The sequence below is a fragment of the Shinella sp. GW821-FHT11G07 genome (assembly GCF_058808115.1).
Genome location: NZ_JBXARJ010000003.1, coordinates 13,272 through 39,406 on the forward strand (window position 1 = coordinate 13,272; position 26,135 = coordinate 39,406).

The following is a 26,135-nucleotide window of genomic DNA, read 5'->3' on the forward strand; positions in this document are numbered from 1 at the left end:
GGATCAGCCCGCCGCCTCTTCCTTCATCATGTATCCCGCGCCGCGCACGGTGCGCAGCAGCGGCTGGTCGAAATCCTTTTCGATCTTCGAGCGCAGCCGCGAGACATGGACGTCGATGACATTGGTCTGGGGGTCGAAGTGGTAGTCCCAGACGTTTTCGAGCAGCATGGTGCGTGTCACCACCTGGCCGGCATTCTTCATCAGATATTCCAGCAGGCGGAACTCGCGCGGCTGGAGAAGGATTTCCTTGCCCGCCCGCTTCACCGTGTGGGAGAGCCGGTCGAGTTCGAGGTCACCGACGCGGTAGACCATGTCCTGCTCCGGCGTGCCCTTGCGGCGGCCGAGCACTTCGACGCGGGCCAGAAGCTCGCTGAAGGCATAGGGCTTCGGCAGATAGTCGTCGCCACCGGCACGCAGGCCCGTTACGCGGTCATCGACCTGGCCGAGGGCGGAAAGAATAAGCACGGGCGTGTGAATGTTGCGGTGGCGCAATTCCGAAATCAGCGAGAGGCCATCGCGGCGCGGCAGCATGCGGTCGATGACCAGCACGTCGTAGCTGTTTTCCGTCGCGAGGAAGAGGCCGCTTTCGCCGTCGCTCGCATGGTCGAGCACGATGCCCGCCTCGCGAAAGGCCTTCGAGAGATAGCCCGCCGCCTCCAGATCGTCTTCCACAATCAATATCTTCATCGTACGGACCTTACAGCATGTTCGGCGGGCGTTGGCTAGGAGCGCCCCCGGATATGGCAGCGCCGCGAAACCTTGCGATCTCGCGGCGCCGTGGGCAGGGAATGCCGGAGCCGATCAGCCCTGGTCGATCGGCAGCGCCAGGAAGCGGCTGCCGTCATTGGTCTCGATCTGGAACAGCGCCTTGGAGCGGCCGTCCTTGCGAGCGTTGTTGATGACCTTCACCACGTCGTCGGCAGACTTCACAGCCTGGTTGTTGACCGACGTGATGCGGTCGCCTTCCTTGAGGCCGCGGTCGCTGGCGTCGGAGTCCGGATCGACCGAGGAGACCGTCAGGCCTTCATCGCCGGGCGTGACCGAGATGCCGAGATCGGCAAGCGCCTGTTCGCTGGCCGGAGCTTCCGGCTCGACCTCTTCGGCACCCGTTGCGGCCTGGATCTGCTCGCCGGCAAGCGTGCCGATCTCGACCGAGATGCTCTCGGACTTGCCGTCACGCCAGACCGACAGGTCGACCTTCTTGCCGGGGGCAATATCGGCGACACGGCGGGCAAGGTCACGCGGGTCCTTGATCGGATCGCCATCGAGCGCCGTGATCACGTCACCCTTCTTGATGCCGGCCTTGGCGCCGGGTGAGTCGGCCTGCGGCTCGACGACGAGGGCACCGGCGGCATCCGCAAGGCCGAGCGAGTCGGCGATGTCACGGCTTACCGGCTGGATCTGCACGCCGAGCCAGCCACGATCAACCTTGCCGTCCTTCATCAGGTCGGCGACGACGCCCTTGGCGACGGAGGCGGGGATCGCAAACGCGATGCCGACGTTGCCGCCCGACGGCGAGAAGATTGCCGTGTTGATGCCGACGACCTGGCCGTTGAGGTTGAAGGTCGGGCCACCGGAATTGCCGCGGTTCACGGCAGCGTCCACCTGGAGGTAATCGTCATAGGGACCGGAGCCGATGTCGCGGCCACGCGCCGAGATGATGCCGGCCGTCACCGTGCCGCCGAGGCCGAACGGGTTGCCGACAGCGACGACCCAGTCGCCGACGCGGATCTGGCTGTCATCGGCGAAGTTCACATAGGTGAACTTGCGCTTGTCCTTTTCCTCGACCTTCAGCACGGCAAGGTCGGTGCGGCTGTCCTTGCCGACGAGCGTGGCGTTGAGTTCGGTGCCGTCATTCATGACGACCGTGAAGGCCGAGCCATCGTTGACGACATGGTTGTTGGTGACAATGTAACCGTCTTCCGAGATGAAGAAGCCTGAGCCCTGCGAGGTCGGACGCAGATGCGGCTTGCGGTCGGGGCCGCGACGGTCGCCAAACTGGCGGCCCGGGCCGCGGTCACCACGGAACTGGTCCTGGCCCCCGAATTCACGGAAGAAACGCTTCAGCGGGTGATCATCGGGAAGTTCATCAAGGCTACGACCGCCGAAGTTGAACGAGAAATTGCTCTCGTCATTGGCCGGCTTGATATCGGACTGGACACGGACGGAAACAACGGCCGGGGAAACGGCCGAGACAACGTCGGCAAAGCTCGCGACCTGCGGCGCCTGGACGGAAACGGCTTCGGCAAAACTTTCGCTAACGCGCGCGGGAATGCCGGTCGCCAGCATAACGGCCGCAAGTCCGGCGACGGTCGTCGTCTTCAGTACGGTCTTGAGGCCCGGACGGAATGCGGAAATCTTGGACATTCTTTGCACCTTTTCTCTCATTCATGGCTGCGCTCAGCAGCCGATGGGAGAAGAGATAGGCCTGCACACATTACGGCGCACTATCCGCCGCATGAATTTTTCGTAATGTTGGAGAATTTCGGGGGAAGCGGTTCTATTCACGCGTCAGCGCGCGCTCCAGTTCGGCTTTTTCAGCCTCCGAGAGCGGTGTTCCCGTCGGTTTTCCACCGCGCTTGCGCACGAAGAGCACCATGGCCGTCGCACCGGCAAGGAAAAGCACGATCGGCGCGCCCCACAACAACAGGGTTTCACCACGCAAGCGCGGATTGAGCAGCACGAACTCGCCATAACGCGAAACGACATAGGCGATCACCGCATCGTCGCTGTCGCCATTCTTCAGGCGCTCGCGCACGAGAAGACGCAGGTCGCGCGCCAGTTCGGCATTCGAATCATCGATCGACTGATTCTGGCAGACCATGCAGCGAAGCTGGGAAGAGAGGGTTCGCGCGCGCGCCTCCAGGGCGGGATTGGCCAACACCTCATCCGGATTGACGGCGAAAGCGGGAAAGGCCGTGAGAATAAAGGCAAAAGCCAGAATGAGGCGGCGCATCATTCGGCCGCCTCCAGCACAGGCTTCACCTTGCGCGCCTTTTGCGGCGCCCCGACACGCAGGCGCCGGTCGAAGAGCGAAACGACGCCGCCCGCGATCATGATCAGCGCACCGATCCAGATACAGAGGATCATCGGCTTCCACCAGACGCGCACGACGATGCCGCCATCGGCCATCGCATCGCCGAGTGACACATAAAGCTGGCTGAAGCCGAAGGTGCGGATGCCGGCCTCGGTCGTCGGCATGCGGCGCGCCGTATACATCCGCTTGGAAGACCAGATGTCCGTCACCGTCACCCCGCCCCGCGCCACCGTGAAGTGACCGGACTCTTCCGAGTAATTCGGCCCCTGCCCGCGGCGCATGCCATCGAAGGTCAGCGTAAAGCCGCCCGCCTCCACCTGCATGCCGGGCTTCATTTCCACCACATGCTCGGTCTCGAACGCTGTTACCGCGATGACACCGATGACCATTACGCCGACACCGATATGGGCCAGTGCCGTTCCGAAGGCTGATCCCGGCAGGCCGATGAAACGGCGGAAGGCAACATTGCCGGTTACCTTGCCGATGCCGGCGCGCAGCGACAGATCGGTAATCGATCCCGCGATCATGTAGAAGCCGATGGCGATGCCGAAATAGGCAAGCAACGGCCCGCCGCCCTGCGCATAGATGACCGTCGCCGCCGCGACCAGGCCAACGCCGACCGCCGCAAACAGGCGCTGCCCGGCGGCAAAAACATCGCCACGCTTCCAGGCAAGCAGCGGCCCGAACGGCACCGCAAGCAGAAGCGGCAGCATCAACAGACCGAAGGTCAGGTTGAAGAAGGGCGGGCCAACGGAAATCTTTTCACCGGTCAGCGCTTCCAGCACCAGAGGATAGAGCGTGCCGGTCAGCACCGTCGCCGCCGCCGTCGTAAGGATCAGGTTGTTGAGGACGAGCGCGCCCTCGCGCGAGATCGGCGCAAACAGGCCGCCGGCCTTCAGCGTCGCGGCCCGGAAGGCAAAGAGCGACAGCGCGCCGCCGATGAAGATGACGAGAATGGCGAGGATGAAGACGCCGCGCGTCGGGTCTGTGGCGAAGGCATGCACCGAGGTCAGGACGCCGGAGCGCACGAGGAACGTGCCGAGCAGCGACATGGAGAAGGTGAGGATTGCCAGCAGCACAGTCCAGATCTTCAGCGCCTCGCGCTTTTCCATGACCAGTGCGGAATGCAACAGCGCCGTACCGGCAAGCCACGGAATGAAGGAGGCATTCTCCACCGGATCCCAGAACCACCAGCCACCCCAGCCGAGTTCGTAATAGGCCCAGTAGGACCCCATGGCGATGCCGGCGGTCAGAAAGCTCCAGGCGGCCAGCGCCCACGGCCGCACCCAGCGTGCCCAGGCCGCATCGATCCGCCCGTCGATGAGCGCGGCGATGGCAAAGGAGAAACAGACGGAGAAGCCGACATAGCCGAGATAGAGCAGCGGCGGATGGATCGCGAGGCCGATATCCTGCAGGACCGGATTGAGGTCCTTGCCCTCCGCCGGCGCCGGGGAAAGACGCAGGAACGGGTTCGAGGTCAGCAGGATGAAGAGCCCGAAGGCGGTCGAGATAAGGCCCTGCACCGCCAGCACGTTGGCGCGCAGCCGCTCCGGCAGGTTGCCGCCGAAGGTCGCGACGAGCGCACTGAAGAAAACCAGGATGAGGAGCCAGAGCAGCATCGAGCCCTCATGGTTCCCCCACACACCGGAGATCTTGTAGATCATCGGCTTCAGCGAATGCGAGTTCTCCCAGACATTGGCGACGGAAAAATCGGAAACGACATAGGCGAAGGTCAGCACCGAGAAGGAGAAAAGCACCAGCAGGAAACCGGCAAGGGCCGCCGCGGGTGCTACCGCCATCAACGAGCGGTCGTTGCGGATCGTGCCGACCAGCGGCAGGATCGACTGGACGATCACCGTCGCGAGCGCGAGAACCAGAGCATAATGTCCAAGCTCGATGATCATTTGATCGTTTCCTTGCCGGAGAGTTCGACGCCCTGCGCCTTCAGGCGGTCGGCCACGTCCTTGGGCATGTAGGTCTCGTCATGCTTGGCGAGCACCGTATCGGCAACGAACAGCCCGCCCGTGCCGAAAGCGCCCTCCGCCACGACGCCCTGCCCTTCGCGGAAAAGGTCCGGAAGAATGCCGGTATAGGTCACCGGCACCGTTGCGAGCGTATCCGTCACCGTAAAGGTGATCGTCGATCCCTCGCCGCGCTTGAGCGTGCCCGTTTCGACGAGGCCACCGAGGCGGATGCGCGTGCCCGGCGGCACATTCGCCTTGGCAATATCGCCCGGCACATAGAAATAGGCGATCGACTGGCTGAAGGCAAACATCACGAGCAGCACAGCCGCCACGAGGAAAGCGACACCGCCGCCGATCACTGCCAGACGTTTCTGCTTGCGTGTCATTGTCCGCTGCCTTCAGCCGAAATCGATAGGTCCCGGGCCAGTGCCAGAAGCTGTTTGCCGTTCTCGCTGTCCGCCGGGAAGGTTTTCAGCGCGGTCTGTAGCGCGGCCTCGGCCTTCGGCCTTTGATCCAGCACAACATAGGAACGGATGATACGCGTCCATCCTTCGAAATTGTTCGGATCGTCCTGCAGTTTCGTCGCAAGGCTCTCCACCATGCCGGCGATCATCTGCTGGCGATCACCCGTCGACATGTCCTGCGCCGCCGCCACGTCATCCGCGGTCGGGTTGCCGAGCTGTCCGGCGGTCTCGCTGCCCTGCCCTTCGGCAAGCGTCGCGATATGTCGGTTGACGAGCGGCAGCCAGGGCGCACCGGCCGGCGCTTCCTTGGCGATCGCCTCGAACGCGGCGCGTGCTTCTGTCCGCTTACCATCCTGCTCCAGCGCCAGCGCCAGGTAGTATTTCGCGCGCGGATTGTCCGCCTTGAGCTTCAGCGACTGTTCAAGCTGCTTGCGCGCCTCGGCCGTGACGATGCCGCTGGAAAGCGCAATCAGCGTTTCCGCATGGCCGTCCAGCCGCTCGGTGCTCGGCCCGAGCAGGCGGATCGCCTGGGAAAAGGCGTTTGCCGAATCTTCCATCCGGCCGCTGCGGTAATAGATCGGCGCTAGCAGATCCCATCCCGCTCCGTCGTCCGGATTGCGCGCCAGATGGTTTTCCGCCCGGGCGATCAGGATGCTGATATCGTTGCCCGGATTTGCAAGGCGCTCTGCGAGCGGCTGGGCCGGAAGATCCGGCCGGCCGGTCGCCAAATAAAGACAGAGGCCGATGGCAGGCAGCAGCAAGATAACGAACGCCTGCGCCAGCCGGTTGCGCCGGTCCGCAGGGTCGGCCTTACCCTTTACCCCGTCCTTGCTCGCGGCAATCAGCCGGCGCGCGACTTCGGCGCGGGCAAGCTCTGCTTCGCTGGAGCCGATGAGGCCTGTCGCCTCATCCCGCTTCAACTCTTCGAGCTGGTCGCGGTAGACTTCGATGTCATGGCTGGCCTCGCCCGCCGCCGCCATGGGACGCCGCAGGAGAGGAAGAAGCAGAACGGCGGCAACGGCGGCCGTCAGGATGGCGACAAGAATCCAGAAAAACATGACAATCAATTACTGGAACGCCGGGACGTTTCCAATTCCCAAGGGAACGATGACGCAAAATTGAGGCGTTTCGCCGCAACGGTCAAACGATCCCGCAACGGGAACCGGCTGATTCCAGAGCGAAACGATGCCGCTTCGGCTGGAAATGCTCTAGGAAAGCGGTGCCCAGGCCCCGTCTGCATTGCGGCAGGCAGCACCGCGGGTCGCCGTCCCGCGGCCTTCGATGGTGAGTGTATGGCTATACTGCCTGCAGTTCTGCGAACCGACTTGGTAGGGCGCAGCCGCCACCACCGAGCCGCTGACGCCGCTGCCCTGCCAGACGACCGGCTGGCCGCCGGGAGCAGCCTCCAGCGCACGATATTCGGCCTCCAGGGCCCGCTGCATGTCTGCTTTCGAGAGTTGGGTCGCCGTGTTACGGCTGACGAGCCCGCCTTGCAGCGCGGTGATGTAGACACCCGCGCCAGCCGAAATCGCACCGCCGCCAGTCGGACCCTTGCCGCCTGACGTGGTCGTGCATCCCGATACCGTCGCTGTTGCCAGAAGGAGGGGGAAAAAGGCGCCGCGCAAACCCGTCTTCATCCGGTGGAACCGTCTCTCTTCACGCATGGGGCGGCGAGCCGCCCGGCAAATCGTCCATCCCGCGATCCTCATATTCGCGAGCCCCTCCCTTGTTGCATTGTCCGACGCCTCAGGCAACATCCTTTGTGACGGCCGGCAAAACCAGCCGCGCCAGCAAGCCGCCGCCCGAACCCCGGGCAAGCCCAAAGGTTCCCTGGTATTCCGACGTGATCTCGCTGACGATGGACAAGCCCAGCCCAGTGCCCGGCTTGCTCTCGTCGAGCCGCTTGCCGCGTTTCATCGCCTCGCGGATCTGGTCCGGTTCGAGGCCCGGCCCGTCGTCCTCCACCTCGATAACGATCCAGCTTTTGCGCGCATCGTCACTGCCGCGAACATCGTCCGGTGCGACGAAGGCGCGAATGACGACCTCGGTGCGGGCGTATCGTGCGGCATTTTCCAGGAGGTTGCCGACCGTCTCCTCGACGTCCTGCTGCTCCATCGCGAGAACCAGGCCAGGTGGATCGACTTTCAGCGGGAACTGCGTATCGACATTGAGGCGACGCATCACACGTACCAGCCGCTCCAGAACGGGCTGCGCCTCGGTGCGGGCGAGCACCGATTCGCGCTGCGCGGCGATGCGGGCGCGGTTGAGATAGGATTGCACCTGGCTCTGCATGGCCTCCGCCTGCGAGCGCACGAGATCGCCCTGGGGCGCTGCCAGCAGCCGCGCTTCGTTGAGCAGCACGGCAATCGGCGTCTTCAGCGAATGCGCGAGATTGCCGACCTGCATGCGGGCCCGCTCGACGATGCGCCGGTTGCTGTCGATCAGCGCATTCACTTCGCTCGCCAAGGGCAGGATTTCCCGTGGAAAATCGCCATCGAGCTGCTCGCTCTCCCCGGCCCGGATCTTTTCCAACGCCTTGCGCGCCCGGTCGAGCGGTCGCAGGCCGATCAGGATCGCCGCCGCGTTGAGCAGCAGGCTGCCGAAACCGAAGCCGGCGAGCGCGAGATAGAGGCTGCCGGAGAAATCGCCGATATCCGCTTCCAGCACATCGCGATTGCCGACGACCCGAAAGCGCGCCGTGCGACCTTCGTCGTCGAGCACCACTTCCGTCTCGCCGACTTCCACCTCGTTGCCGAAGGAATCGATGGTCGTGTAGAAGCGCTCATAGCGCGTATCGAAAGGAATGCTGTCCGTATCGGCGATCGGAATGCTACCCGTGCCCAGCGAGGATGAGGTCAGCGTCTCGCTCGCCAGCGCCCCGCCGATCGGCTCGACGATCCAGTACCAGCCCGATTGCGGCTGGAAGAAGCGGAGGTCGCCGAGCTGCGGCGTACCGGAAAGCCGCGTGTCCTCGCCCGTCGAAACCGAATTGATGACGTTGTAGAGCTGGGCGCGCAAAAGGTCGCGAAAACTCTTTTCCGCGCTCTGGCGGTAAAGCGTCGAAATGACGACAGCGATCACGATAAGGGCGACCGCCGCCCACAGCGAGGCGAGGAGAAGAACGCGGAAGGTGAGCGAGCGGGAGCGTCTGGCGCTATTTGCCATTGGCCGGGGCTTGCATCCGGTAGCCGAGGCCACGCACGGTCTCGATCAGGTCGACGCCGATCTTCTTGCGCAGACGCCCGACGAAAACCTCGATCGTGTTGGAATCGCGATCGAAATCCTGATCGTACATGTGTTCGACCAGCTCGGTGCGCGACACCACCTCGCCCATATGGTGCATGAGATAGGACAGCAGCCGGTATTCATGCGATGTGAGCTTCAGCGTCTCGCCATTGACGGTCGCCTTCGATCCTTTCGTGTCGAGCCGCACCGGCCCGCAAACGATATCGGGGCTCGCATGGCCGGCCGCACGACGGATCAGCGCCCGGATGCGAGCAAGAACTTCCTCGACATGGAAAGGCTTTGCCACATAGTCGTCGGCACCGGCATCGATGCCCGCCACCTTGTCGCTCCAGCGGTCGCGGGCGGTGAGGATGAGGACGGGCATCGTCTTGCCGTCGGCGCGCCACTTTTCGAGCGCGGTGATGCCGTCCATTTCCGGCAGGCCTATATCCAGGATGATGGCGTCATAGGGCTCGGTATCGCCGAGATAGTGGCCTTCCTCGCCATCGAAGGCCTGGTCCACCACATAGCCTGATTCCTTCAAGGCCTCGCTGAGCTGCCGGCTCAGATTGACGTCGTCCTCGACCACCAGGATGCGCATTCGCCCTCTTTCTACTTCTTTCTTCCCGCCGCAAAAGCCCCGGAAGTGCTACATCGGCACGCGCACGGTTACCTTGCGCGGCCGGGCATTGCCCTTGCCGGGCACCAGCACCGTTACCACGCAGGTATCACCCTTCGGCTGTGCCGAAAGCAGTTCGCCACCGGTTTCGGCCACCACCTGCGCCGCCGCGTCGCTGCAATCGCCTGCAACCTGCACGACATTCCTGTCGCTGCCCGTCTCGATGGGCCCCGGCAGGATCAGGCTGGCCGCAAGTGCGGCTATGAGAAGTGGCGAGGCCATGAACATACTTTCAGGTGCGGATCATTCTGATGCAAGCAATAAACGATCCACGCTGAATGGCAAATGAATGGCCGTCCATGTTTATCCCACCCGCCGGCGCGCCGAAATCCGCCCGTAAAGCGCCAGCATGCCGCCGATCGTGCCCGCCGCCGCGACGATGAGATCGGCGAGTTCTCCTTCGTCGCCCGCCGTTACTTCGACACCGGCCGCGTTGGCGAGCGAGGCGAGAATCGCGATCAACGCGCCCCACACGGTGCGCGACTGGTACCAGGCCTTCAGGTCGTCGTTCATCGATTTTCCTTTCGTTCAAAGGGTGATCGTGGCGCGGGCCGGCAGTCCGAGCGGCACCGCCCGGCCAAGCTGGCGCAAGCGAATCGAGAGTGTCGTCTGCGGCGCGCCGAAATCGGCAAGCTGCGATGCGGCAGGATATGTGAAGGCAGCCGTCGTCGTGTCGACGCTCCGCAGCACCGTCTCGCCGGAGAGAATGTCCAGCCGATAGGCCTCCGACGGCTCGTCGAGCGGGATGTCGGCAGCGGCCCAATTGTCCGAATCGATTCGCCCGCGCCGAATCCAGGAAAACCGCACCGCACCGTCCGTCCCGCGCTTCCCGCGAAGATGCACCGGCGAAAACGGCGTCAATGCCCGCTCGCCACCGGCAAAGGCAAAAGGCCCCTCTTTTCCCTGCCCCGCCCCGACCGGCTCGACGATCCAGTTAAAAAGCCGACCCATCTCCTCCACATCGAGGCCGAGCGGCCGGACGGCATCGTCGAGCAAAACCACCTGCGCACCGGCCACATGACCGGACAGCATGGCGTCGTCCGTGCCATTCAGCGCGCGCAGCAGGCCCGTCAGCCGCCAGCGCTCCGGCGCGATCTCGCTCGCCCCGGTAAAGCCGACGATCTCCCACGCCCCGTTCCCGCCCTTGATGGCAAGACGGTTGGTACCGTTCAGCACGGCAAGCGTCGATACCGAGACCAGCCCGCCGGACATCATGTCCAGCACGATCGCCCTGCCCGGATCGAACCGTCCGATGACGCCGGGGGCAAGCGGCTCGACCAGCCAGCCGATGCGCGCCGGCCGCTCCAGCCGGGCGCGGGCACGAAAGCCTTCGCTCTTCAACGAATTCGACACGACCATCGCCCGCCAGGGCCGCGCATAGGCGGCAACGCGCGCAAAATCCAGCGCATCGCCGGCGCCATAGATCGGCAGGTCGAGCAACGCGATTTCCGGCGAAAAGGCATCCGCCGCACCGGCACCGCGCGCCAGATTGCGCCGGCCGTCCGGCAGCACCGGCGCGGGATTCTCCCCCGCAGCAATCGCTCGCGCCTCCACCTCGCGCACCAAGCCGTCGGTGATGCCGGTGATCAGAAACCGCCCCTCGGGACCACCGGCCAGCCGCACGACATCACCCGGCGTGATCCCAAGCAACGTCGGCGGCAGGCGGAACGTCAACCGCTGCCGCCCCGCCCGCTGGTCGCGCAGGGCCGTTTCGACGCTCGTTGCAGCAGCGCCCGCATGCAGGACCGCCGGAAGCGCCAGCCGCAGCACGCGGTCGTTGCCGCCCCCCATGCGGCGCGAGCGGGCCGCCACGCGCACATAGCCACCCGCATCATCGAAATGGTCGAGGATCGCCTCGCCGGCAAAGTCGCTCGCGTGCCCGCGGCTCTCCTCGAACAGGGCCTCGTCCGGACGCTCGGCAAACACGTCGATTGTGACCGGAGGCAAGGCCGATTTCTGGCGTGAACGGAAGACGAGCCTGCCGTCCGCTTCCAGCGCATCGATCTGGAAGGCTTCCATCAGCGGCTCGATCAGGGTACGCGCCGAGGTCTGCTCCGCCTGCACAAAACCCGGCAGATCGCCCGCGACGCCCGAGACGTCGAAGTCCGAAAACCCGTGATCCTTCAGGATAGCGGCGATGACATCCGCGGTCGTACCGGCCCCAAGCCGCGCATTGAGCCAATGCCCGCGCTGCCAGTTGAGCCCGTCCGACCAGAGCGCCGCGTCCTCCGGAAAGGCCGGAAAGGGCCGCGCATCCCAGGTCCAGAGGAAGATATGGTCGGCATCGACCATGCCCTCTTCCGGCTCGCTTCCCTGCCACCAGCCGTGATGCGCATCGAGAAAACGCCGCTGCACCGCGTCATTGCGCGCACCGCCCGAATGGTAGGGCAGCGCATTCTCCGAGCTTTTGGAATCGACGAAGACGTTCGGCTGGTTCGGACCCTTGTCGATGGCCGGGCAGCCAAGTTCGGTAAACCAGATCGGCTTGGAACGTGGCACCCACGCCGTGTGCGCGGGCAGTTCCGCACCGCCGACGCTGCGCTCGTAATGATGGCTGCCCCACCAGTTTTCCAGGTCCTTGTAGCGGAAGACCCAGGGCTTTCCCGCCATGCCGTCGGTGATCGGCGTGCGAACACGCGCACGGCGCGCCGCCGTATCGGCATAGTACCAGTCAAAACCCTCGCCCCGCGCGATCATGCCCCGCATCGCCGCAGCGTCTTCCGAATGCCGAAATCCATCCGGATTGCCCGAGAGCGTATCACCGTCCTGCCAGTCGGAAAGCGGCATGTAATTGTCGATGCCGATCGCGTCGATCGCTGGCGAGGCCCAGAGCGGGTCGAGATGAAACCGCACCTCGCCACTGCCTGCCGGCTGATAGCCGAAATACTCCGTCCAGTCCGCCGCGTAGGTGAGCTTCGCGGCTGGTCCAAGGATCGCCCGGACATCCGCCGCCAATGCCGTCAGCGCCTCGACGAAGGGAAATTGTCCCGCCCCGTCGCGCAGCCAGGTCAGCCCACGCAGCTCCGATCCCACGATGAAGCCATCGACACCACCGGCCGCCTGCGCCAGCAACGCATAGTGCAGGATCAGCCGGCGAAACCCTTCGTCCCCCGCAGGCCCATTGACAGTCTCGCCGGAAACGGAAAAATCCCCCGCATCCGCACTCCCGACAAAGGCGTCGACCTGCGCACGCGCGGGACTGGTGCCGTTTGCGGACGGCGGATGGCAGGTGATGCGCCCGCGCCAGGGATAGGGTGCCTGCCGGGGACCGCCATAGGGATCGGGCAACGCATTGTCCGCCGGCACGTCCATCATCAGGAAGGGATAGAGATAGACCTTGAGGCCGCGCGCCTTCAGGTCCTTGATCGCCGCGACGACGCTCGCATCGGACGGCGTGCCGCCATAGGCCGGCCCGCCGCCGCTCCGGCTCACCAGCGTGGCGCTGGCGCGCGTCAGGCCTGAAACGCGCCACGGCCGGCTCTCGGCCGCGCGCGCGGCAATCTCGACGCCCGGCACGATCCTGCAATGACCGGCGCGAAGGTCCGTCCCGAACCACGAGACGACAAGCCCCACCCGCTCCAGGTTCGGGCACAGCGCCTGCAATTCGTCGATCGAGGCTTCCCAGTCGGTCGCCGCCGTCAGCGTGTTGCGGTTGATGTTGCGCCCCTTGCCGGCCCCGAGCTTTTCCGTGACCAGCTGCGGGTCGTAGCCGTGCTCGCTCGACCCGGGAATGAGCGTGACCGCACGCACCTTGCCCTCCAGCGAGCCGACCGGCTTCAACACCTCGAACTGCATGACAGGCACGCGATTGCCGAACGTATCGAGCGGCAACCGTTCGAAGACCGCATAGGCAAGCCCGCGATAGGCCGGCACATTGCCCGCCCCCTGCTTCGCCTCGATCAACGGATCGGGCAGCTGCGTCGCGGTCCCGCGATGCAGACGCATCTCGATCGACGTCAGGTCAAGCTCGCGCCCATCCGCCCAGACCCGGCGGATGCCCGCGATCGGCCCCTCACAAATGCCCACCGCGAAGTTCGCGAAATACCGGAAGGTCTCAACACGCGGCCCGCTCGCCTTGCCGCCGGCCCGCTCGATGATCACCTCCTCCTCGAAGCGCGTCGCCCAGATCAGCGTGCCGCCGACGCGGGCCGTACCGTAAACGCGGCTCACCGCCGTGCCCTCCTCCGCGCCCGGCACGCGCCCGTCGTTCAGCCGTGCGCCGGACATCGTGGTGCCGCCATTGATGAGCGCGCGGTCGACCATCGAGCCGGCCAGCGCACCTGCCGCCCGCCCGAGAATGGCGCCGAACGGGCCGAAAACGCTGCCGAGCGCGGCACCGGCCGCCTGGAAAAGAAGGGTCGCCATGGGTCAGAAAGGCTCCGGAAAACGGAAGACGCCGGCGATGCGCCGGCGCCAGGAGGGCACGAGCGGCGATTCGATGACCGCCGCCTGCTCATAGGCATGGATGAAGCGTTCCTCGGGCGCGGCAATGCCGGCATGTTTCGCCGCCACCCCCGCCCGCCAGCGGAAGACGAGAAGATCGCCCGGCCGCAGCTGGGACAGTGGCAGCATCGCCCCGCAATGGCGCGCCGCGGCATCGAGCAGCCGCTCCTCGCCCGCCCGCTCTGCCCAGTCCATCGCATAGGGCGCGGGCACTTCGGGCTCGACGCCATAAAGCTCCCGCCACACGCCGCGGACCAGCCCCAGACAATCGCAGCCGACGCTCTTCAGCGCCCCCTGATGGCGATAGGGCGTGCCCACGAACCCGCGCGCAACGGCGACGACGCGATCGGCAAAGACCTCACTCATAGAGCGGCCTCCCATCATGCGCGGTCTCGCCATCGGCATAGCCATAGGTGAAGTCGCTGCCCGGCATATGCGGAAAGCCACGGAAACTCAGCCCGTTGGCGAATTTCGCGCGGCAGGTCGAAAAACGCTTGTCGCACCCCGCCGTCACCAGCATCGTATCGCCGATGACGACACCGGCCGGCACCGGCAACCAGAAGGTCAGCTCGTCCGCCCCGCCCGCCTTGCGCTGGTCCTCGATATCCACCGTCAGCCCATTCGCCGCGCCGCTCATGAAGAGCAGTACGCCATAGCGAAAAAACCGCTCAGTGAAACTCGTAAGGCCGCTGACGCGAATGTGCATGTCGTCCAGCACCGCGCTCACCGTCGCCGTCCCACGAAAATCCGGCGAGGCGATGTTCACGCCGCATCGGGTGTCGCCCAGCACAGCATCACAGCGATGGCCGTAAATCCGCCCGCGCACCTGGTCCAGCGCATGCGTCAACCGCCGCAGTTCCGCGCGGAAAAGTCCGCCTTCGCGCCGCACTTCGCCAAGCTCCGCCGTGCGCAACAGCAGCCGCTGCGACGGATCCTGCCAGTTGACGGTATAGACCTCGACCTTCGCCCCGTCGTAGCGCCCGGCGGAGAGATCCTCCATGCGGATCGCCTCGGCGGAAAAACCGCCGGACACATCGCCGCCCTCGGCGGAAAGCCCGCCCGTATCCTCCACCTCGCTTCCCTCGAAGCCGCTCGCCGCCAGATAGTTCACGCCGCCGAAGGAGAGCGTACGGTCGTGGTCGGTAAAGCCCATCACTGCGCCATCCCGCCGCGTCACTTTCCAGGCGTGGCAGAGCGTCGTCACTCCGCCGTCGAGATGGGCCTGCAAACCGGCCGGTATGGTCCTCATGGCTTGATCTCCACCAGCGGAATGGACGGGATGCGCCCGGCATTGAACTGCGCCAGGTCGATATCGATCCGGTCGGTGTCGAAACGCACCGGCACATCGAACTCGAACCCGGCGCGGATGGTGCCCGAGGTGGGTATCTTGCCGGGCGTGAAGGTCACGGTTCCAAGCACGGGATCCACGGTGAAATCCGCTGCCGGCACCACACTCCCGGCGGCGGAAACGACCACCGTCCCCGCCACCGGCTTCTCGATCACCCGCACGGTCTCACCACCGGCATCCGCATAGCGCTTCACCAGCTGGAACGTCGCCGTCACGCCGTTTCCCGTACCGATGGCCTGGTCGCCGGCACCAACGGCAGCACCCGGCGCACAGGACTTGTGATCCACCGGATCGCGAAAGCGAAACCCGTAAAACTGCCCCGCCCGTGTCTCGAAAAAGGCAAGCACGGCATACAGGTCCTCGACCGAGCGTACGCCTGAGCCGGCGTCATAACGGCGTCGCGCATCCTGCCAGCGCCGGTTGCGGTTTTCCCGCCCGTTGGAAAGGCTGACGATATCCGTCCGCCGCACCGGCCCGCCGCTCGTGCCGAGCGCCACGCGCAGCGGAAACCGCACCTCGTGAAATCCTGCCGTCATGTCCGGTCCTCACAAGCTGCGCTGCCCGCGCCCGACGGCACGGGTCAGCATGGCGGCGATCTGACCTTCCGACTTGCGGAAGCTTGCCGCGTCCTGCGCCGTCACGTTGAAGACGATGCGCGGCCCGCTGCCGCCATCCGCCGCAGCCACGCCGAGCGCGCCGTCCGGTCCGCGCTGCAACGGCAGGATCGCCTCCGCTCCCGCCTCGCCCATCAGCCCGACGCCACCGCCGCTGCCGAAATAGGTCGGCGCTGCGACCACCCCGCCCTTGGCGAAGGGCGTCACGCCGCTTCCGGCAAACAGTGAAAGACCACCCGTGGCAGCAGACAGACCGCCTCCCGCAGTGGCGCCCGCCGCACCACCGGAGAACATGGACGTGGCGCCGCCAAGCAACCCGGAAATGCCGGAGGTCAAAAGCCCCTGAAGCGGCTTCAACCCCACCGAAAGCGCAATATCGCTCATGCGCAGCGCAAGACCGCGCAACACGCCGTCCAGCCCCTTGCCGTCCACGACCGCGCCCTTGAGCGCGCTCGTCAGCGCAGCACCAAAGGAGCGCGAGCGTAGGTCCAGGTCGTCGAGGATCGTCGAAAGCTGTTCGGCATCCTGCAGCGTGCCGGAGAGAGGTTTGTCACCCGCATCCGCCATGGTTCACTCCTTGTCATCGGAAAAAGTGTCATCGGGAAAGGCGCGCATCAGCGCGTCGAAGGTTTTGCGCGCCGGCACCGCCGGAGACGGCCGGATCATCCCCAGCGAGAAGCCGAGTTCGCGCGGCGTCAGCGCCCAGAAATCCTTTGCAGGAAGCCGCATGCGGCAGAGGCCGGCATGAAGCGCCGCTTCCCAGGGGAAGGCCGGCGCTTCGCCGCTCACACCGGATGCGGCGGCGGAGGGTTTTGCGTATCCGCCTCGCTGCCCGCACCGAAGGTTGCCTCAAGCAGTGCGGCTGCGATCCGCGCAAATCCCGCCAGCCCATCGGCCACCGCCATGCCTGCGACCTCCTCGTCGGTCAGCAGGTTGCCGCCGCCGCGCAGCCCTGCACCGATGATGCGGATCAGGTCGTCGGCCTTCAACCGGCCGACGGAAAATCGCTCGGCGAGCCCCGCCAGGCTGTCGACGGCAAAGGCTGTCTCCAGTTCGGCAAGCGCGCCGAGCGTCAGGCACAGCACCCGCCGCTCGCCGTCGAGCACGCCTTCTATCTCGCCACGATGCCGGTTCGCCCGCGCACCCATCACAGAGCCTCGAAGGCGAGCTGCCCGGCAGATTCCAGCGCGATCTCGAACACGATCTCGCCGTCATGGGCACCGGAATATTCGAGCGCCGCGATCTGGAACGGCCCGGAGACCGTGCCGAAATTCGGAATGACGAGTTGCCAGTCGACGATCGTGCCGGCGAAGAACAGCAAACGCACCAGCGTATCGGAGGTCTGGTCCTTGAAAATCCCGGTGCCGCTCACCGCCGCACGCTGCACGCCGGCGCCACCGAGCAGTTCCCGCCAGCGCCCCGCCGAATCCCCGTCCGTCACGTCGACGAGCTGGGCATTGAACGACAGCCGCTTCGACCGCAGCCCCGCAACCGTCGTAAAGCTCGCTCCGTTGTCGACCTTGAGCAGCAGGTCACGCCCCTTCTGTGCCACCATGGCGAAATCCCTTCCATGAGATTGAGGTTAGCTGTCCGGCTCCGTCACCGCCCGGAACCGCATTTCCGCCCGGTGGAAGCGGGATTTCCCGTCGCGCCGAAGCTGGGTATCGCTGTGAAACAGCAGCACGAGATGATGGCCGGTCAGCGTGAGCGCCACATCGTGCAACGCCGCCCGCACCGCCGCGGCGATCGCCTGCACCTGCCTGTGCCCCGCCGCATCGGACCAAGCCTCCAGCGTCACGGTGTGCTCCTCGCCCGGCTCGCTCGCCGTCGAATGGTCCAGGCTGTCGATGCCCGCGATCACCACCAGCGGCGCAGCCGGTTCGGTGAGCCGGCGGTCGGTGACGCTGCTGGCGCCGACAAGCGCCGTTAACGCCGCGTCCCCCGAAAGCCGGGCAAAGATCGCCTTCTGCAGGGCGGAAGCCGCGCTCATGATTTAATCTCCTCACAGTCGCAGAGCGCGTAACGCCCCGTCTCGTCCGGATCGCGAAAGGCACGGATCATAAAAAGGCGTGCGCCCTTGCGCAGCCGCATGCCGCCGGCCAGATCATCTCGCCAGCGCAGCCAGATGTGGTGCGTCACCGTCACCGGCAAGGCGCCCGCCGCCTCGTCCGCCTTTGCGGCGAAGGGCTCGATGCGCGCCCACAGCGTCGCCAGCGGGGAAAAGCTCCGCGTCACGCCGCCCTGCCCGTCCGGCGTTTCTGCCGGCCGCTCCAGCACGAGCCGCGCCGAAAGCCGGCCGGGATCGATGATCCGCGCCATCAGAGCCTCCGCATGCAATGGGGGGCGATCAGCCGGTCGTAGCCCGGCGGCACCGCGCCCGGCTGATCGTCAAGGGCAAGCACACCCCGCAGTTCGAACATCGCCGCGACATGCAGCAGCAACGCGCGTTTCAACGTGTCCGGCACATCCGCACCGCTCTCGCCGAAGCCGGCCGTGAAGTCGATCTCGATCCCGTTGAGCGCCCGCATCGTCGCCGGCCGCTCCGGCAGCACCAGCCGCGCCGGCCGCGCCGCGCCGTCCAGCAGGTATCCGGCCACATCCGCCTCGACCGGATCGCCGAGTGCATCGTAAACCGTCACCGTTTCAATGGTTTGCACCGGCCCCCTGGCAATCTGAATCACCTTGTTCTCGGGCCAGTCGTCGAGATAGAGCCGCAGCGGCCGCACGATCAGGCAAAGCCCTGTCTGTCCTTCCAGGTGTTCACGCGCCGCGCGGATCAGCGCCGCCAGCAGCGCATCCTCGTCACTCGTCTCAAGGCGCAAATGGGCCTTCGCCTCGGCAAGCGTGATCGGCTCCGCCAGCGGCGGCAACAGTTCGGCGATGGTCATGATCATCCTGTCCGATGGAGAAAGGGATGCGGGCGCGGCCGGGAGGAAAACCGCGCCCGCGGCACCAGCGACAGGGAACGACCGCCGGTGCGAGGGGAAACTCAATGGAAGAGGTGCCCCCTCATCCGACCCTTCGGGCCACCTTCTCCCCGGCGGGGAGAAGGGAAACGAGAGGCCGCCGATCTTCCCCTTCTCCCCTCGGGGAGAAGGTGCCGGCAGGCGGATGAGGGGGAAACGTCCGCCGCGGGAAAAGCCGTTGCCTCAGCTCGCCGCGAACTTCACCAGCTTGATCGCCTCGAAGTTCTGCACCCCGCCGCCGACACGCTTGGTCGTGTAGAACAACACGTAGGGCTTGGCGGAATACGGGTCGCGCAGCACGCGCACGCCCGTGCGGTCAACGACGAGATAGCCGGAGCGGAAGTCGCCGAAGGCGATCGAAAAACTGTCCGCTGCCACGTCCGGCATGTCCTCGGCTTCCGCGATGGCAAAGCCGAGCAGCGAGGCCGACTGGCCGACTGAAGCCGGCGGGCGCCACAGGTAGTTGCCGTCCGCATCCTTGAACTTGCGGATCGCGCCCTGCGTCTTGCGGTTCATCACGAAGGTGCCGTTCTGCCTATGCCCGGCCTTCAGCGCATAGATCGTGTCGAACAGCGTGTCGGATGGATTGCTCGCCTTGAAGGCGCCAGCGGCGCCCGTCGCGATGTAGCCGATATTGCCCCAGCTCCAGCTTGCCTCGGCAACATTCGTGTAGCTGAGGAACCCCTTCGGCTTGTTGGTGCCGTCACCGGAAACGAAGGCCGTGCCCTCCTGCTCGCCGAAGACGATGTCGATCTCGGAGGCGATCCAGCTTTCGACATCCACCGCCGCATCGTCGAGCAGTGCCGGGGTGGCCGCCGGCATGGCGTAGAGTTCCATGGTCGGGAAGGAGAGTTCGGCAAGCTGCGCATTGCCGGTCTGCGGCCGCGCCGCGGTTTCCGCCACCCAGCCCGCCGCCATGCCGGTCGTCGCGAACGGTTTCTTCAGCACCGTGCCGGACACCTGGCGCACGGTCGCAAGCGCACGGATCGGCGAGGCGGCGGACAGCCGGCGGCCGATGTCGGTATCCGTTTCCGGCGGCACGAGGTAGCCGCCGTCAGCCGCCGAGCCGGCCGACATGGCCTTGCTCTCCAGCGCCCGGAGTGCTGCGTCGTCGCCTCGGCGCATATAGGCGGAGAAGGCCGCCTTGTGCTCGGCCACCTCGAGATTGCCCTCGCCGCTGCCGCCGAGCGCCGGGCGCGCCCTCTTCAGCGCCAGCTGGTCGAGCACGCGCTTCTGCTCGTCCATCGCGCGGTTGATGCGGTCCACCTTGTCGCGTGTCACCACGTCGGCGGTCATCTTCTGCTCGATTTCGCCGAGCCGGCGGTCGTTCGTCTCCTTGAACGCCTCGAAGGCCTCCATGAAGTCGTCGAAGGCAGCGGTCATGGTTTCCGGCACGGCCTTGATTTCCGGCGCGGTCTTCTGGATCTCCGTCATGTCTTCCTCTTCGGTTGTTAGCGTTTCATCATCCGGGCCGCCCGGCGCATGGTGCGCACGAGCTCCGTTTCCCGGTCGCGGAACCACCGCGCATTCTTCACGTTCGACACCCGTGCCGAGGGCAGCATGGGAAAGGTGACGACCGAGATTTCCCAGAGATCCGCCTCCAGGATGCGGCGCACGCCGCTCGCCCGGTCGGTCTTCGAGCGCACCGTCTGGAAGCCGATGGAAAGCCCGTCGAGCGCGCCGGACTTCATGAGGTTCAGCACCTCGCGGGCTCGCGCCACGCCGGGCGAAAGCACGCCCTCGACATAGAGGCCGCGCGCGTCCTCGCGGATCGCCCGCCAGCGGCCGATCGGCTCGGCCGGATCATGCTGGAAGAGCATGCGCACGCCGGCGGCCCCGCGCCTTTCCAGCGAGCGGACAAAGGCGCCGGGCGCGATCGCGTCCTTGCCGAGATCCACCTCGCCGAACAGGCTGGCATAGCCGGAAAACACCCCGTCACTGGCGACTCCGGCAAGCGTCAGATCGGCATATTTCTTCGTCCGCCAGACCGGCAGGTCGTCGGTTGTCATGGAAGTCTCCGATGTGAATTGAGGAATTGCGCGGTCGCGGCTACTGCCGCATCCGGTCCGCCACCCGCGCCAGAACGCCGAGCCCCCACCAGGCCGAAAGGCTCGCCGCTGCCGATCCCGTCAGCAGCATCTCCGCCGGTCCGAGATAGCTGGCAATGCCGAGCCTGACCGCGATCCACAGCCCTGCCGGGCCGCCGAAGACGAGACCGCAGGCCAGACCGGTCAGGAACCGGCAGGCCGCCTCACGGCGGCTTTTCGGCAGGAGATAGATGAGCGAGACGGCAGCGCCCGCGGACGCGCCAAGCAATCGGGCCGTCCACAGCCCGCCATCGTTTCCGAAGTCAGCCATTGTTAAGCCTTTCAGTTTATTTTGGAAATTCAGGATACCTGCCCACGGGCGTCCAAAACTGCCGCCTCGCGCAGAGTCGGGCAGCGGCAATCTGCCTGCCTTTTGAATCGCTTGCGCCCTTCTGTTCAAAGACAGAGTCAGCCTCTTCACAAACCGATTCCGAAGATCGGTGCGATGATTCAGCGACACCTCACAGAGCGCTGTTCTTTCAGTCTTTTTTAACCGATCCAGCCTGAAGCCAAGATCGTCCCTGACTATTTCGCACCTGTGACTTGACGCATCGCCAGTGGTAAAAATAGGTGGTGCAACCGTCATGATGACGGCCAGCAGTCCGCTGCCGTCTAGGCTCGGGCTGCGTCCTGTCAGTAGCCGACGGCCCGCCGCTTCTCCTCATCGTTGAGAAACGCCGCCGCCCCCACCCGCGCCCACAGTTCGGACCGCTCTGCCTGGAGCCCGCTCACCTGATCGAGGTCCGGCACCAGACGCAGTGCCGTTTGCCCCTCCTCGGAAAGCCAGGTCGCAAAGGACGCCGCCGTGCGGGTCACCAGCGGCAGCACGGTCAGCCGCCAGAAGGCCCGGTTGGCCTCCTGGTAGTTGGCATAGGTCGCATCACCCGGAATGCCGATCAGCATGGGCGGCACGCCGAAGGCGAGCGCGATGTCGCGTGCCGCACCATTCTTCGCCTCGACGAAATCCATTTCGCGGGGCGACAGCCCCATTGCCTTCCAGTTCAGCCCGCCTTCGAGCAGCATCGGCCGCCCGGCGCGCACCGCGCCGGAATAGCCCTCCTCCAGCTCCGCCTTCAGACGATCGTACTGGTCGGGCGTCAGGTTGCCGCCTTCCTTCGGCTGGTAGACCAGCGCACCGGAAGGCCGCGCCGAATTGTCGAGCAACGCCTTGTTCCAGATCGCCGCCGCGTTGGAGAGGTCGAGCGCCATGGAGGCGGCTTCGAGCGGCGCAAAGCCCAGCCGGTCGTCGAGCGGATGAAACAGCCGCAGATGCAGCACCGCCTGCCCTTCGCCCCCGGCCCCGTCGCCGACGACATGCCGGCGCACATGGTTGCCCGCGCGATATTCATAGGCCTCCGGCCAGCCATCCCGCCCCTCGACGATGCGCACCCGGTCGGGCCGCAGCAGATGCAGCTCCCGCAGGTCTTCCCCCACCCGTATCCCTTCGACGAAGGCATTGCCGGACAGCAGGAGGTGCCCATATAGCGTCTCAAAAAAATCCATGCCCGCCATGCGCCCGTTCGGCCGGGCGAGCAGCGCCAGCCGGAAATCCTCCGGCCGCTCCGTCTCGCCCTCATAGGCAAGCCAGGGCACCGAGCCGGCGGCCTCCGCGATCATGCGCACCGCCCGGTGCGCCACCGGGTTCTTCATGAACCCTTCGCGGGCAAGCGACGCATAGGCGCGGCTCGACCAGTGCGCCCGGCCCTCGGCAGCCAGCGTGAGCACACCCGATGCCTTGGTTTCGGGCACGGCAGAAACCCCGGCGCGCCGCCAGGGCAGGAAAGATGAAAATCGCATGGGTGCATCCTGTTTCAGCCCACCGCCGCGTCAGGCGCCGGTGGGCGGGGAAAGATCAGGCCGTGACTATTTGTGAAGCGCCGAAAACAGGCACTTGCCCGTCATCCGCCCTCGGCTTCGCAGGTCCCGACCATCGAGCCGAGGCCTTCTGCGTGAAAGACGCTACCGTGCAAGACGCCGGACACAGGCTCATTTCCGGCTTCCTTGAACTCCAGCTTGAAGATCCGGTATGGGGCGTCGTCCCATTGTCCCTTTGCTTCGCTCATGACGAGCGATCCCTCGACACAGCCCGAGCCCCGACAGAAGGTGCCGTGCTTGGCCGTGAAATCCAGCCGCAGGTCCGCCGGCATGGTGTTTTGCTCACAGTCGCGCGTGCAGTCATAGATGACCTGCGCGCGGCAATTCACGATCGCCGGTCCATCGGCCGCGGTGGCCGCGCCTGCTGCCAGTCCGGCGAGAACAAGAAGAAACCTACGCATCGTCAACCTCCCGTCGTGTAGCTGATGGCGCCATAGTAGCTCTTGGCATAGCTGGCGACGAGATCCGCCCTTTCGAGCCCGTTTATGATTTTCCGCGCATTTCTCCATTCTTCCTTCGTGGGGGAAAAAAAGTCGGCGAGCTTTTTCCCGGTGAAGCTGCCCTTTTTCATGCCCTTGAACATGATCGTGACGGCGGTCTTGAGATCCATCGCCAGCGTCGGATTGCCAACAAGATCAAGGCCGGTTTCCGTCGACATCTTCTCGTAGTTCGCCTTGTGGGTCAGTTGCACCAGTCCGCGCCCAAGCCAGCTTCTGCCCCTGCTGTCCTTGTGCCAGTAGGGTGTCGAAACCCATGGCAGCCTGCCCGCGTTGAAGGCCCTGTCCAGAATGGCGATGGCCTTGTCATCGGTGCTGGCGAAGGTTTCGCGTACAGCCTGCATGGTACGACCGGTTTCGTGATGCGCAGTGCCCAGCATATAGGCGAGCCAGCGATCATCGGCGTCCGGCATTTCGCCTTCCCACTTGTCGAGGATCGCCGTCAGCCCATCGACCTGGGACTGCCTCAGGCTCCCATCGAAGAGAACGGCCCGCGCCTGATTGAAGAAAAACGTCCTGTTGATTCCCATTTCACCCTCCCCTGGCCTGTTTAAGGCCACGACACAGCCATCGGCGACGCCTGATGGCGTACCGGTCGGAAACTTCCTGAACTGCCTGCGGATGCCTGGAACGGCTGAAGCGACTACGGCACTTCAGCACTCGCGCACTCAACCACGGAATGCGCGAAAATGCACCCAGAAAATGCAATCCGGGACCAAATCCAACCCTCAGCGGCCCTCAAATCCCCCGCACCCGCGGTTCGCCCTGCCGGTCCAGCACCAGCGCCGTCAGCGCCCAGACGAGCGCGTCGAGCCGGTCCGGCGAGCGGCCGGCGGAGAGCCCGTCCGGCCCGAAGTCGCACATCTGGTCTTCCAGTTCGGGAAAGGCGCTCGCATGCGCCACCCGCCCCTGCTCGTAGAGCGCCGCCACCGGCTCGGCGCGCAGAAATTTGCCGCGCGTCGCCCGCACCGTCGAAACCGGCAGGTTGGCATCGACGCTTCTCAGCATCGCCGTCACCATGTCGCCGCCCTGGTTCACCTCGGCGACCACCCGGTCGGCATCGAACCGCTTGAAGGCGCGCACCACCGCGCCCGCCCAGCCCGCCGGGCTGGCGCCCGTCACCGAGCAGTCGGCCAAAACCACGCTGCGCCCCGTCCCGTCCATGCCCGCCACGACGATGCCGCAGACCGAAGCCGCGGATGCCGTCGCCGGCGGATCGACCGCCACGACGATGCGTGACAGCGGCCCCGGGTTTTTCAGCCGGATCGCCTCCAGCCGCGCCCGGCTCCACAGTGCGTCCTCGCGGTCGGCGATAAGCTCGCCGTCCAGTTCCTGCCGACCAAGACGCGTGCCGCCGTAGCGGTCGGCCATGGCGGTCAGGAAGCCCGGCGACAGGTTTTTCGCATTGTCCTGCGTGCTGATGCGCCGCACCTGCGTCCGCGGATCGTCCGCCAGCGCCCGCAGCAGCGGCACCGGCCGCGGCGTCGTTGTCACCAGCACGCGCGGATCGTCGCCGAGACGCAGGCCGAACTGCAGCATGTCCCAGGTTTCCTGCGCATGTTTCCATTTGCCGACCTCGTCGCACCAGGCGAGATGGAACTGTGGTCCGCGCAGGCTTTCCGGATCCTCCGACGAAAAGATCTGCCCGATCGATCCGTTCGGCCAGACGAGCCTTCGGCGCGACGCCTCGAATTCCGGCCGCGATCGACCCGCAATCCGGCAGATGCCGGAAACGCCGTCGATCATGACCTCACGCCCGTCGCCCAGCGTTTCCGCCACAAGCGCGATGCGGATATCCGGATGCGCCAAAGCCATCGCATGCACCCATTCCGCCCCCGCCCGCGTCTTGCCGGAACCGCGCCCACCCATCAGCAGCCACACCCGCCAGTCGCCGGGCGGCGGCATCTGCGCCAGCCGGCTTTGAAATTTCCAGCGGTTGAGGCTCGAGCGTTGGGTCGGCAACAGCCGCGCCGCCGTCTCCGGCCGGTCGCCTGCCATCTGGTTTCCGGCACTGACAGATCCGTCGGCTCGAAACTCCGCCCCATCGCTCGACACTGGAGGTGCTACGGCCGTTTCCACGTCCCCCTTCTCCCCGCCTGCGGAAAGAAAGTCCCGGCAGGGGGATGAGGGGCAAGTGCCATCGGCAAGACCGACATTCCGGCTGCCGAGCCCGGCTTCAAGCGCACCGGCTTTCTTTCGCAAGTCCTGCCAGTCCCGCTTTTCGTCGATCATTGTGAAGCCCGCGGCCGCTGTTGCAGCAATCTTCTTGATCTTCCGGTCCAGCGCCTTGCCCAACCGCCGTTTGTTACGGCCCACTTTCCGCGCGCGCGGCAGCATCGCCACCAGGCCCGCTTTCCCGCATCCAGTTTTCCTTGGCGGCATGCAACCGTTCCTTCACCCGCGCCTCGACCAGCCGCTCGAACTCGTCCGCTAGCGCCGCCTCGTCGTCCGGCTCGCCGCGTGCCGCTTCCGCCTCGACACGTTCGTTGATCAGCGTGCGCTGCAGGCTGTCGATCTTTTCAAGCGTGCGCACGATCAGCGAGACCGCCTCGATCGCCGCCTTGGCATCGGTCTGCGCAAGCTTGCGCGCCGCATCGTCCTCAGCGACGTCTGCATCCCGCTCGGCCGCCACCTTCTGGCTCTGGAAGCGCTGGAACCGCTCGCGCAGCTCCTTCGTCATTTCGAGCAGCATCGCCTGCATGTCGAGAAACGGATCGAGCGGCGCCTGCGCCTTGGTATCCAGCACCAGCGCCGCCCCGCCCGCAAACCCATCCCGCCGCCCCGCCAGCCCATCATAAGCCGCCGGCTCCGGCGAGACGCCGAAAAGCCCGATATCGATCGTCACCCCATCCATGGCAAAACCCGCAAATGAAAAGGCGCCCGGTCTTGGAAGCCGAGCGCCTGTCAATAAATTCCTATCATTCAGCCGTCGGGCA

The 26,135-nt window shown here is 65.6% G+C and carries 30 protein-coding genes and 1 pseudogene; 1 reads left to right on the forward strand and 30 read right to left on the reverse strand.

Annotation, left to right across the window (positions count from 1 at the left end):
• Nucleotides 1-3: 3 nt before the first annotated feature.
• The 22 genes from AC1RT2_RS06370 to AC1RT2_RS06475 all read right to left on the reverse strand — a co-directional run bounded on the left by AC1RT2_RS06370 (nt 4) and on the right by AC1RT2_RS06475 (nt 18,662).
• A complete protein-coding gene (locus AC1RT2_RS06370; RefSeq protein ID WP_493100431.1) occupies nt 4-687 on the reverse strand; it encodes a response regulator transcription factor in 684 nt (227 codons plus the stop codon).
• Between the two features lie 114 nt (nt 688-801).
• Nucleotides 802-2,367, reverse strand: a complete 1,566-nt coding sequence (locus AC1RT2_RS06375; RefSeq protein ID WP_069059387.1) for a Do family serine endopeptidase — start codon at nt 2,365-2,367, stop codon at nt 802-804.
• A gap of 133 nt (nt 2,368-2,500) precedes the next feature.
• On the reverse strand, nt 2,501-2,959 hold the full coding sequence (locus AC1RT2_RS06380) for a cytochrome c-type biogenesis protein (RefSeq protein WP_493100433.1): 459 nt from the start codon (nt 2,957-2,959) through the stop codon (nt 2,501-2,503).
• Nucleotides 2,956-4,941 (reverse strand): heme lyase CcmF/NrfE family subunit, encoded by a 1,986-nt coding sequence (locus AC1RT2_RS06385; protein ID WP_493100435.1) that lies wholly within the window; start codon nt 4,939-4,941, stop codon nt 2,956-2,958. Before AC1RT2_RS06385 ends, AC1RT2_RS06380 begins: the two co-directional genes overlap by 4 nt.
• The gene (gene ccmE, locus AC1RT2_RS06390; RefSeq protein WP_069059390.1) at nt 4,938-5,387 is read right to left on the reverse strand and encodes a cytochrome c maturation protein CcmE; all 450 of its coding nucleotides are present in this window, start codon (nt 5,385-5,387) and stop codon (nt 4,938-4,940) included. Before ccmE ends, AC1RT2_RS06385 begins: the two co-directional genes overlap by 4 nt.
• Nucleotides 5,384-6,523 carry a c-type cytochrome biogenesis protein CcmI gene (ccmI, locus tag AC1RT2_RS06395; protein ID WP_493100438.1) on the reverse strand — a complete coding sequence of 380 codons (1,140 nt, stop codon included), beginning with the start codon at nt 6,521-6,523 and terminating at the stop codon, nt 5,384-5,386. Before ccmI ends, ccmE begins: the two co-directional genes overlap by 4 nt.
• Before the next feature lie 150 nt (nt 6,524-6,673).
• Entirely contained in the window at nt 6,674-7,102 is a 429-nt protein-coding gene (locus tag AC1RT2_RS06400; protein ID WP_069059392.1) for an RT0821/Lpp0805 family surface protein, read from the reverse strand.
• 109 nt (nt 7,103-7,211) lie between these two features.
• The gene (locus AC1RT2_RS06405) at nt 7,212-8,630 is read right to left on the reverse strand and encodes an ATP-binding protein (protein WP_069059393.1); all 1,419 of its coding nucleotides are present in this window, start codon (nt 8,628-8,630) and stop codon (nt 7,212-7,214) included.
• Entirely contained in the window at nt 8,620-9,291 is a 672-nt protein-coding gene (locus tag AC1RT2_RS06410) for a response regulator transcription factor (RefSeq protein WP_069059394.1), read from the reverse strand. The genes AC1RT2_RS06405 and AC1RT2_RS06410 overlap by 11 nt, the downstream gene beginning before the upstream one ends.
• Before the next feature lie 48 nt (nt 9,292-9,339).
• A complete protein-coding gene (locus AC1RT2_RS06415; RefSeq protein WP_069061458.1) occupies nt 9,340-9,591 on the reverse strand; it encodes a hypothetical protein in 252 nt (83 codons plus the stop codon).
• Nucleotides 9,592-9,672: 81 nt separating this feature from the next.
• On the reverse strand, nt 9,673-9,882 hold the full coding sequence (locus AC1RT2_RS06420; protein ID WP_493100441.1) for a hypothetical protein: 210 nt from the start codon (nt 9,880-9,882) through the stop codon (nt 9,673-9,675).
• Nucleotides 9,883-9,897: 15 nt separating this feature from the next.
• Nucleotides 9,898-13,734: a baseplate multidomain protein megatron gene (locus tag AC1RT2_RS06425; protein WP_493100443.1), complete on the reverse strand. Its 3,837-nt coding sequence runs from the start codon at nt 13,732-13,734 to the stop codon at nt 9,898-9,900.
• A gap of 3 nt (nt 13,735-13,737) precedes the next feature.
• Entirely contained in the window at nt 13,738-14,178 is a 441-nt protein-coding gene (locus tag AC1RT2_RS06430; protein ID WP_493100445.1) for an NlpC/P60 family protein, read from the reverse strand.
• Nucleotides 14,171-15,061, reverse strand: a complete 891-nt coding sequence (locus AC1RT2_RS06435) for a phage/gene transfer agent baseplate hub protein (protein WP_493100447.1) — start codon at nt 15,059-15,061, stop codon at nt 14,171-14,173. Before AC1RT2_RS06435 ends, AC1RT2_RS06430 begins: the two co-directional genes overlap by 8 nt.
• Nucleotides 15,058-15,696, reverse strand: coding sequence for a phage distal tail protein, Rcc01695 family (locus AC1RT2_RS06440; protein ID WP_493100449.1), 639 nt, complete (start codon nt 15,694-15,696; stop codon nt 15,058-15,060). Before AC1RT2_RS06440 ends, AC1RT2_RS06435 begins: the two co-directional genes overlap by 4 nt.
• Before the next feature lie 9 nt (nt 15,697-15,705).
• Nucleotides 15,706-16,341 (reverse strand): phage tail tape measure protein, encoded by a 636-nt coding sequence (locus AC1RT2_RS06445; protein WP_493100451.1) that lies wholly within the window; start codon nt 16,339-16,341, stop codon nt 15,706-15,708.
• A gap of 3 nt (nt 16,342-16,344) precedes the next feature.
• Nucleotides 16,345-16,563, reverse strand: a complete 219-nt coding sequence (locus tag AC1RT2_RS06450; RefSeq protein WP_493100453.1) for a rcc01693 family protein — start codon at nt 16,561-16,563, stop codon at nt 16,345-16,347.
• On the reverse strand, nt 16,560-16,922 hold the full coding sequence (locus AC1RT2_RS06455; protein ID WP_493100455.1) for a gene transfer agent family protein: 363 nt from the start codon (nt 16,920-16,922) through the stop codon (nt 16,560-16,562). Before AC1RT2_RS06455 ends, AC1RT2_RS06450 begins: the two co-directional genes overlap by 4 nt.
• A complete protein-coding gene (locus tag AC1RT2_RS06460; RefSeq protein ID WP_493100457.1) occupies nt 16,922-17,329 on the reverse strand; it encodes a phage major tail protein, TP901-1 family in 408 nt (135 codons plus the stop codon). The genes AC1RT2_RS06455 and AC1RT2_RS06460 overlap by 1 nt, the downstream gene beginning before the upstream one ends.
• Before the next feature lie 27 nt (nt 17,330-17,356).
• Nucleotides 17,357-17,764: a DUF3168 domain-containing protein gene (locus tag AC1RT2_RS06465; RefSeq protein ID WP_493100459.1), complete on the reverse strand. Its 408-nt coding sequence runs from the start codon at nt 17,762-17,764 to the stop codon at nt 17,357-17,359.
• Nucleotides 17,761-18,093, reverse strand: a complete 333-nt coding sequence (locus AC1RT2_RS06470) for a phage head closure protein (protein ID WP_493100461.1) — start codon at nt 18,091-18,093, stop codon at nt 17,761-17,763. Before AC1RT2_RS06470 ends, AC1RT2_RS06465 begins: the two co-directional genes overlap by 4 nt.
• Complete coding sequence (locus AC1RT2_RS06475) at nt 18,093-18,662, reverse strand: head-tail connector protein (RefSeq protein ID WP_493100463.1); 570 nt, start codon at nt 18,660-18,662, stop codon at nt 18,093-18,095. Before AC1RT2_RS06475 ends, AC1RT2_RS06470 begins: the two co-directional genes overlap by 1 nt.
• A gap of 112 nt (nt 18,663-18,774) precedes the next feature.
• Here AC1RT2_RS06475 and AC1RT2_RS06480 point away from each other — a divergent pair.
• Nucleotides 18,775-18,894: pseudogene (locus tag AC1RT2_RS06480) on the forward strand (endonuclease domain-containing protein); the annotation flags it as partial.
• A gap of 29 nt (nt 18,895-18,923) precedes the next feature.
• Here the strand turns inward: AC1RT2_RS06480 and AC1RT2_RS06485 are convergent.
• The 8 genes from AC1RT2_RS06485 to AC1RT2_RS06520 form a co-directional block, all read right to left on the reverse strand.
• Nucleotides 18,924-20,174 carry a phage major capsid protein gene (locus AC1RT2_RS06485; protein WP_493100465.1) on the reverse strand — a complete coding sequence of 417 codons (1,251 nt, stop codon included), beginning with the start codon at nt 20,172-20,174 and terminating at the stop codon, nt 18,924-18,926.
• Nucleotides 20,175-20,191: 17 nt separating this feature from the next.
• Nucleotides 20,192-20,749, reverse strand: coding sequence for an HK97 family phage prohead protease (locus tag AC1RT2_RS06490; RefSeq protein ID WP_493100467.1), 558 nt, complete (start codon nt 20,747-20,749; stop codon nt 20,192-20,194).
• 40 nt (nt 20,750-20,789) lie between these two features.
• On the reverse strand, nt 20,790-21,098 hold the full coding sequence (locus tag AC1RT2_RS06495) for a DUF6107 family protein (protein WP_444800366.1): 309 nt from the start codon (nt 21,096-21,098) through the stop codon (nt 20,790-20,792).
• Nucleotides 21,099-21,460: 362 nt separating this feature from the next.
• Nucleotides 21,461-22,624, reverse strand: coding sequence for a phage portal protein (locus AC1RT2_RS06500; protein ID WP_493100469.1), 1,164 nt, complete (start codon nt 22,622-22,624; stop codon nt 21,461-21,463).
• A gap of 101 nt (nt 22,625-22,725) precedes the next feature.
• Nucleotides 22,726-23,103: a hypothetical protein gene (locus AC1RT2_RS06505; RefSeq protein WP_493100471.1), complete on the reverse strand. Its 378-nt coding sequence runs from the start codon at nt 23,101-23,103 to the stop codon at nt 22,726-22,728.
• 2 nt (nt 23,104-23,105) lie between these two features.
• Nucleotides 23,106-23,729, reverse strand: coding sequence for a glycoside hydrolase family 19 protein (locus AC1RT2_RS06510; RefSeq protein ID WP_493100473.1), 624 nt, complete (start codon nt 23,727-23,729; stop codon nt 23,106-23,108).
• Nucleotides 23,730-23,937: 208 nt separating this feature from the next.
• A complete protein-coding gene (locus tag AC1RT2_RS06515; RefSeq protein ID WP_493101245.1) occupies nt 23,938-25,197 on the reverse strand; it encodes a DNA-packaging protein in 1,260 nt (419 codons plus the stop codon).
• A 307-nt stretch (nt 25,198-25,504) separates the two neighbouring features.
• On the reverse strand, nt 25,505-26,053 hold the full coding sequence (locus tag AC1RT2_RS06520) for a hypothetical protein (protein ID WP_493100475.1): 549 nt from the start codon (nt 26,051-26,053) through the stop codon (nt 25,505-25,507).
• Nucleotides 26,054-26,135: the final 82 nt, after the last annotated feature.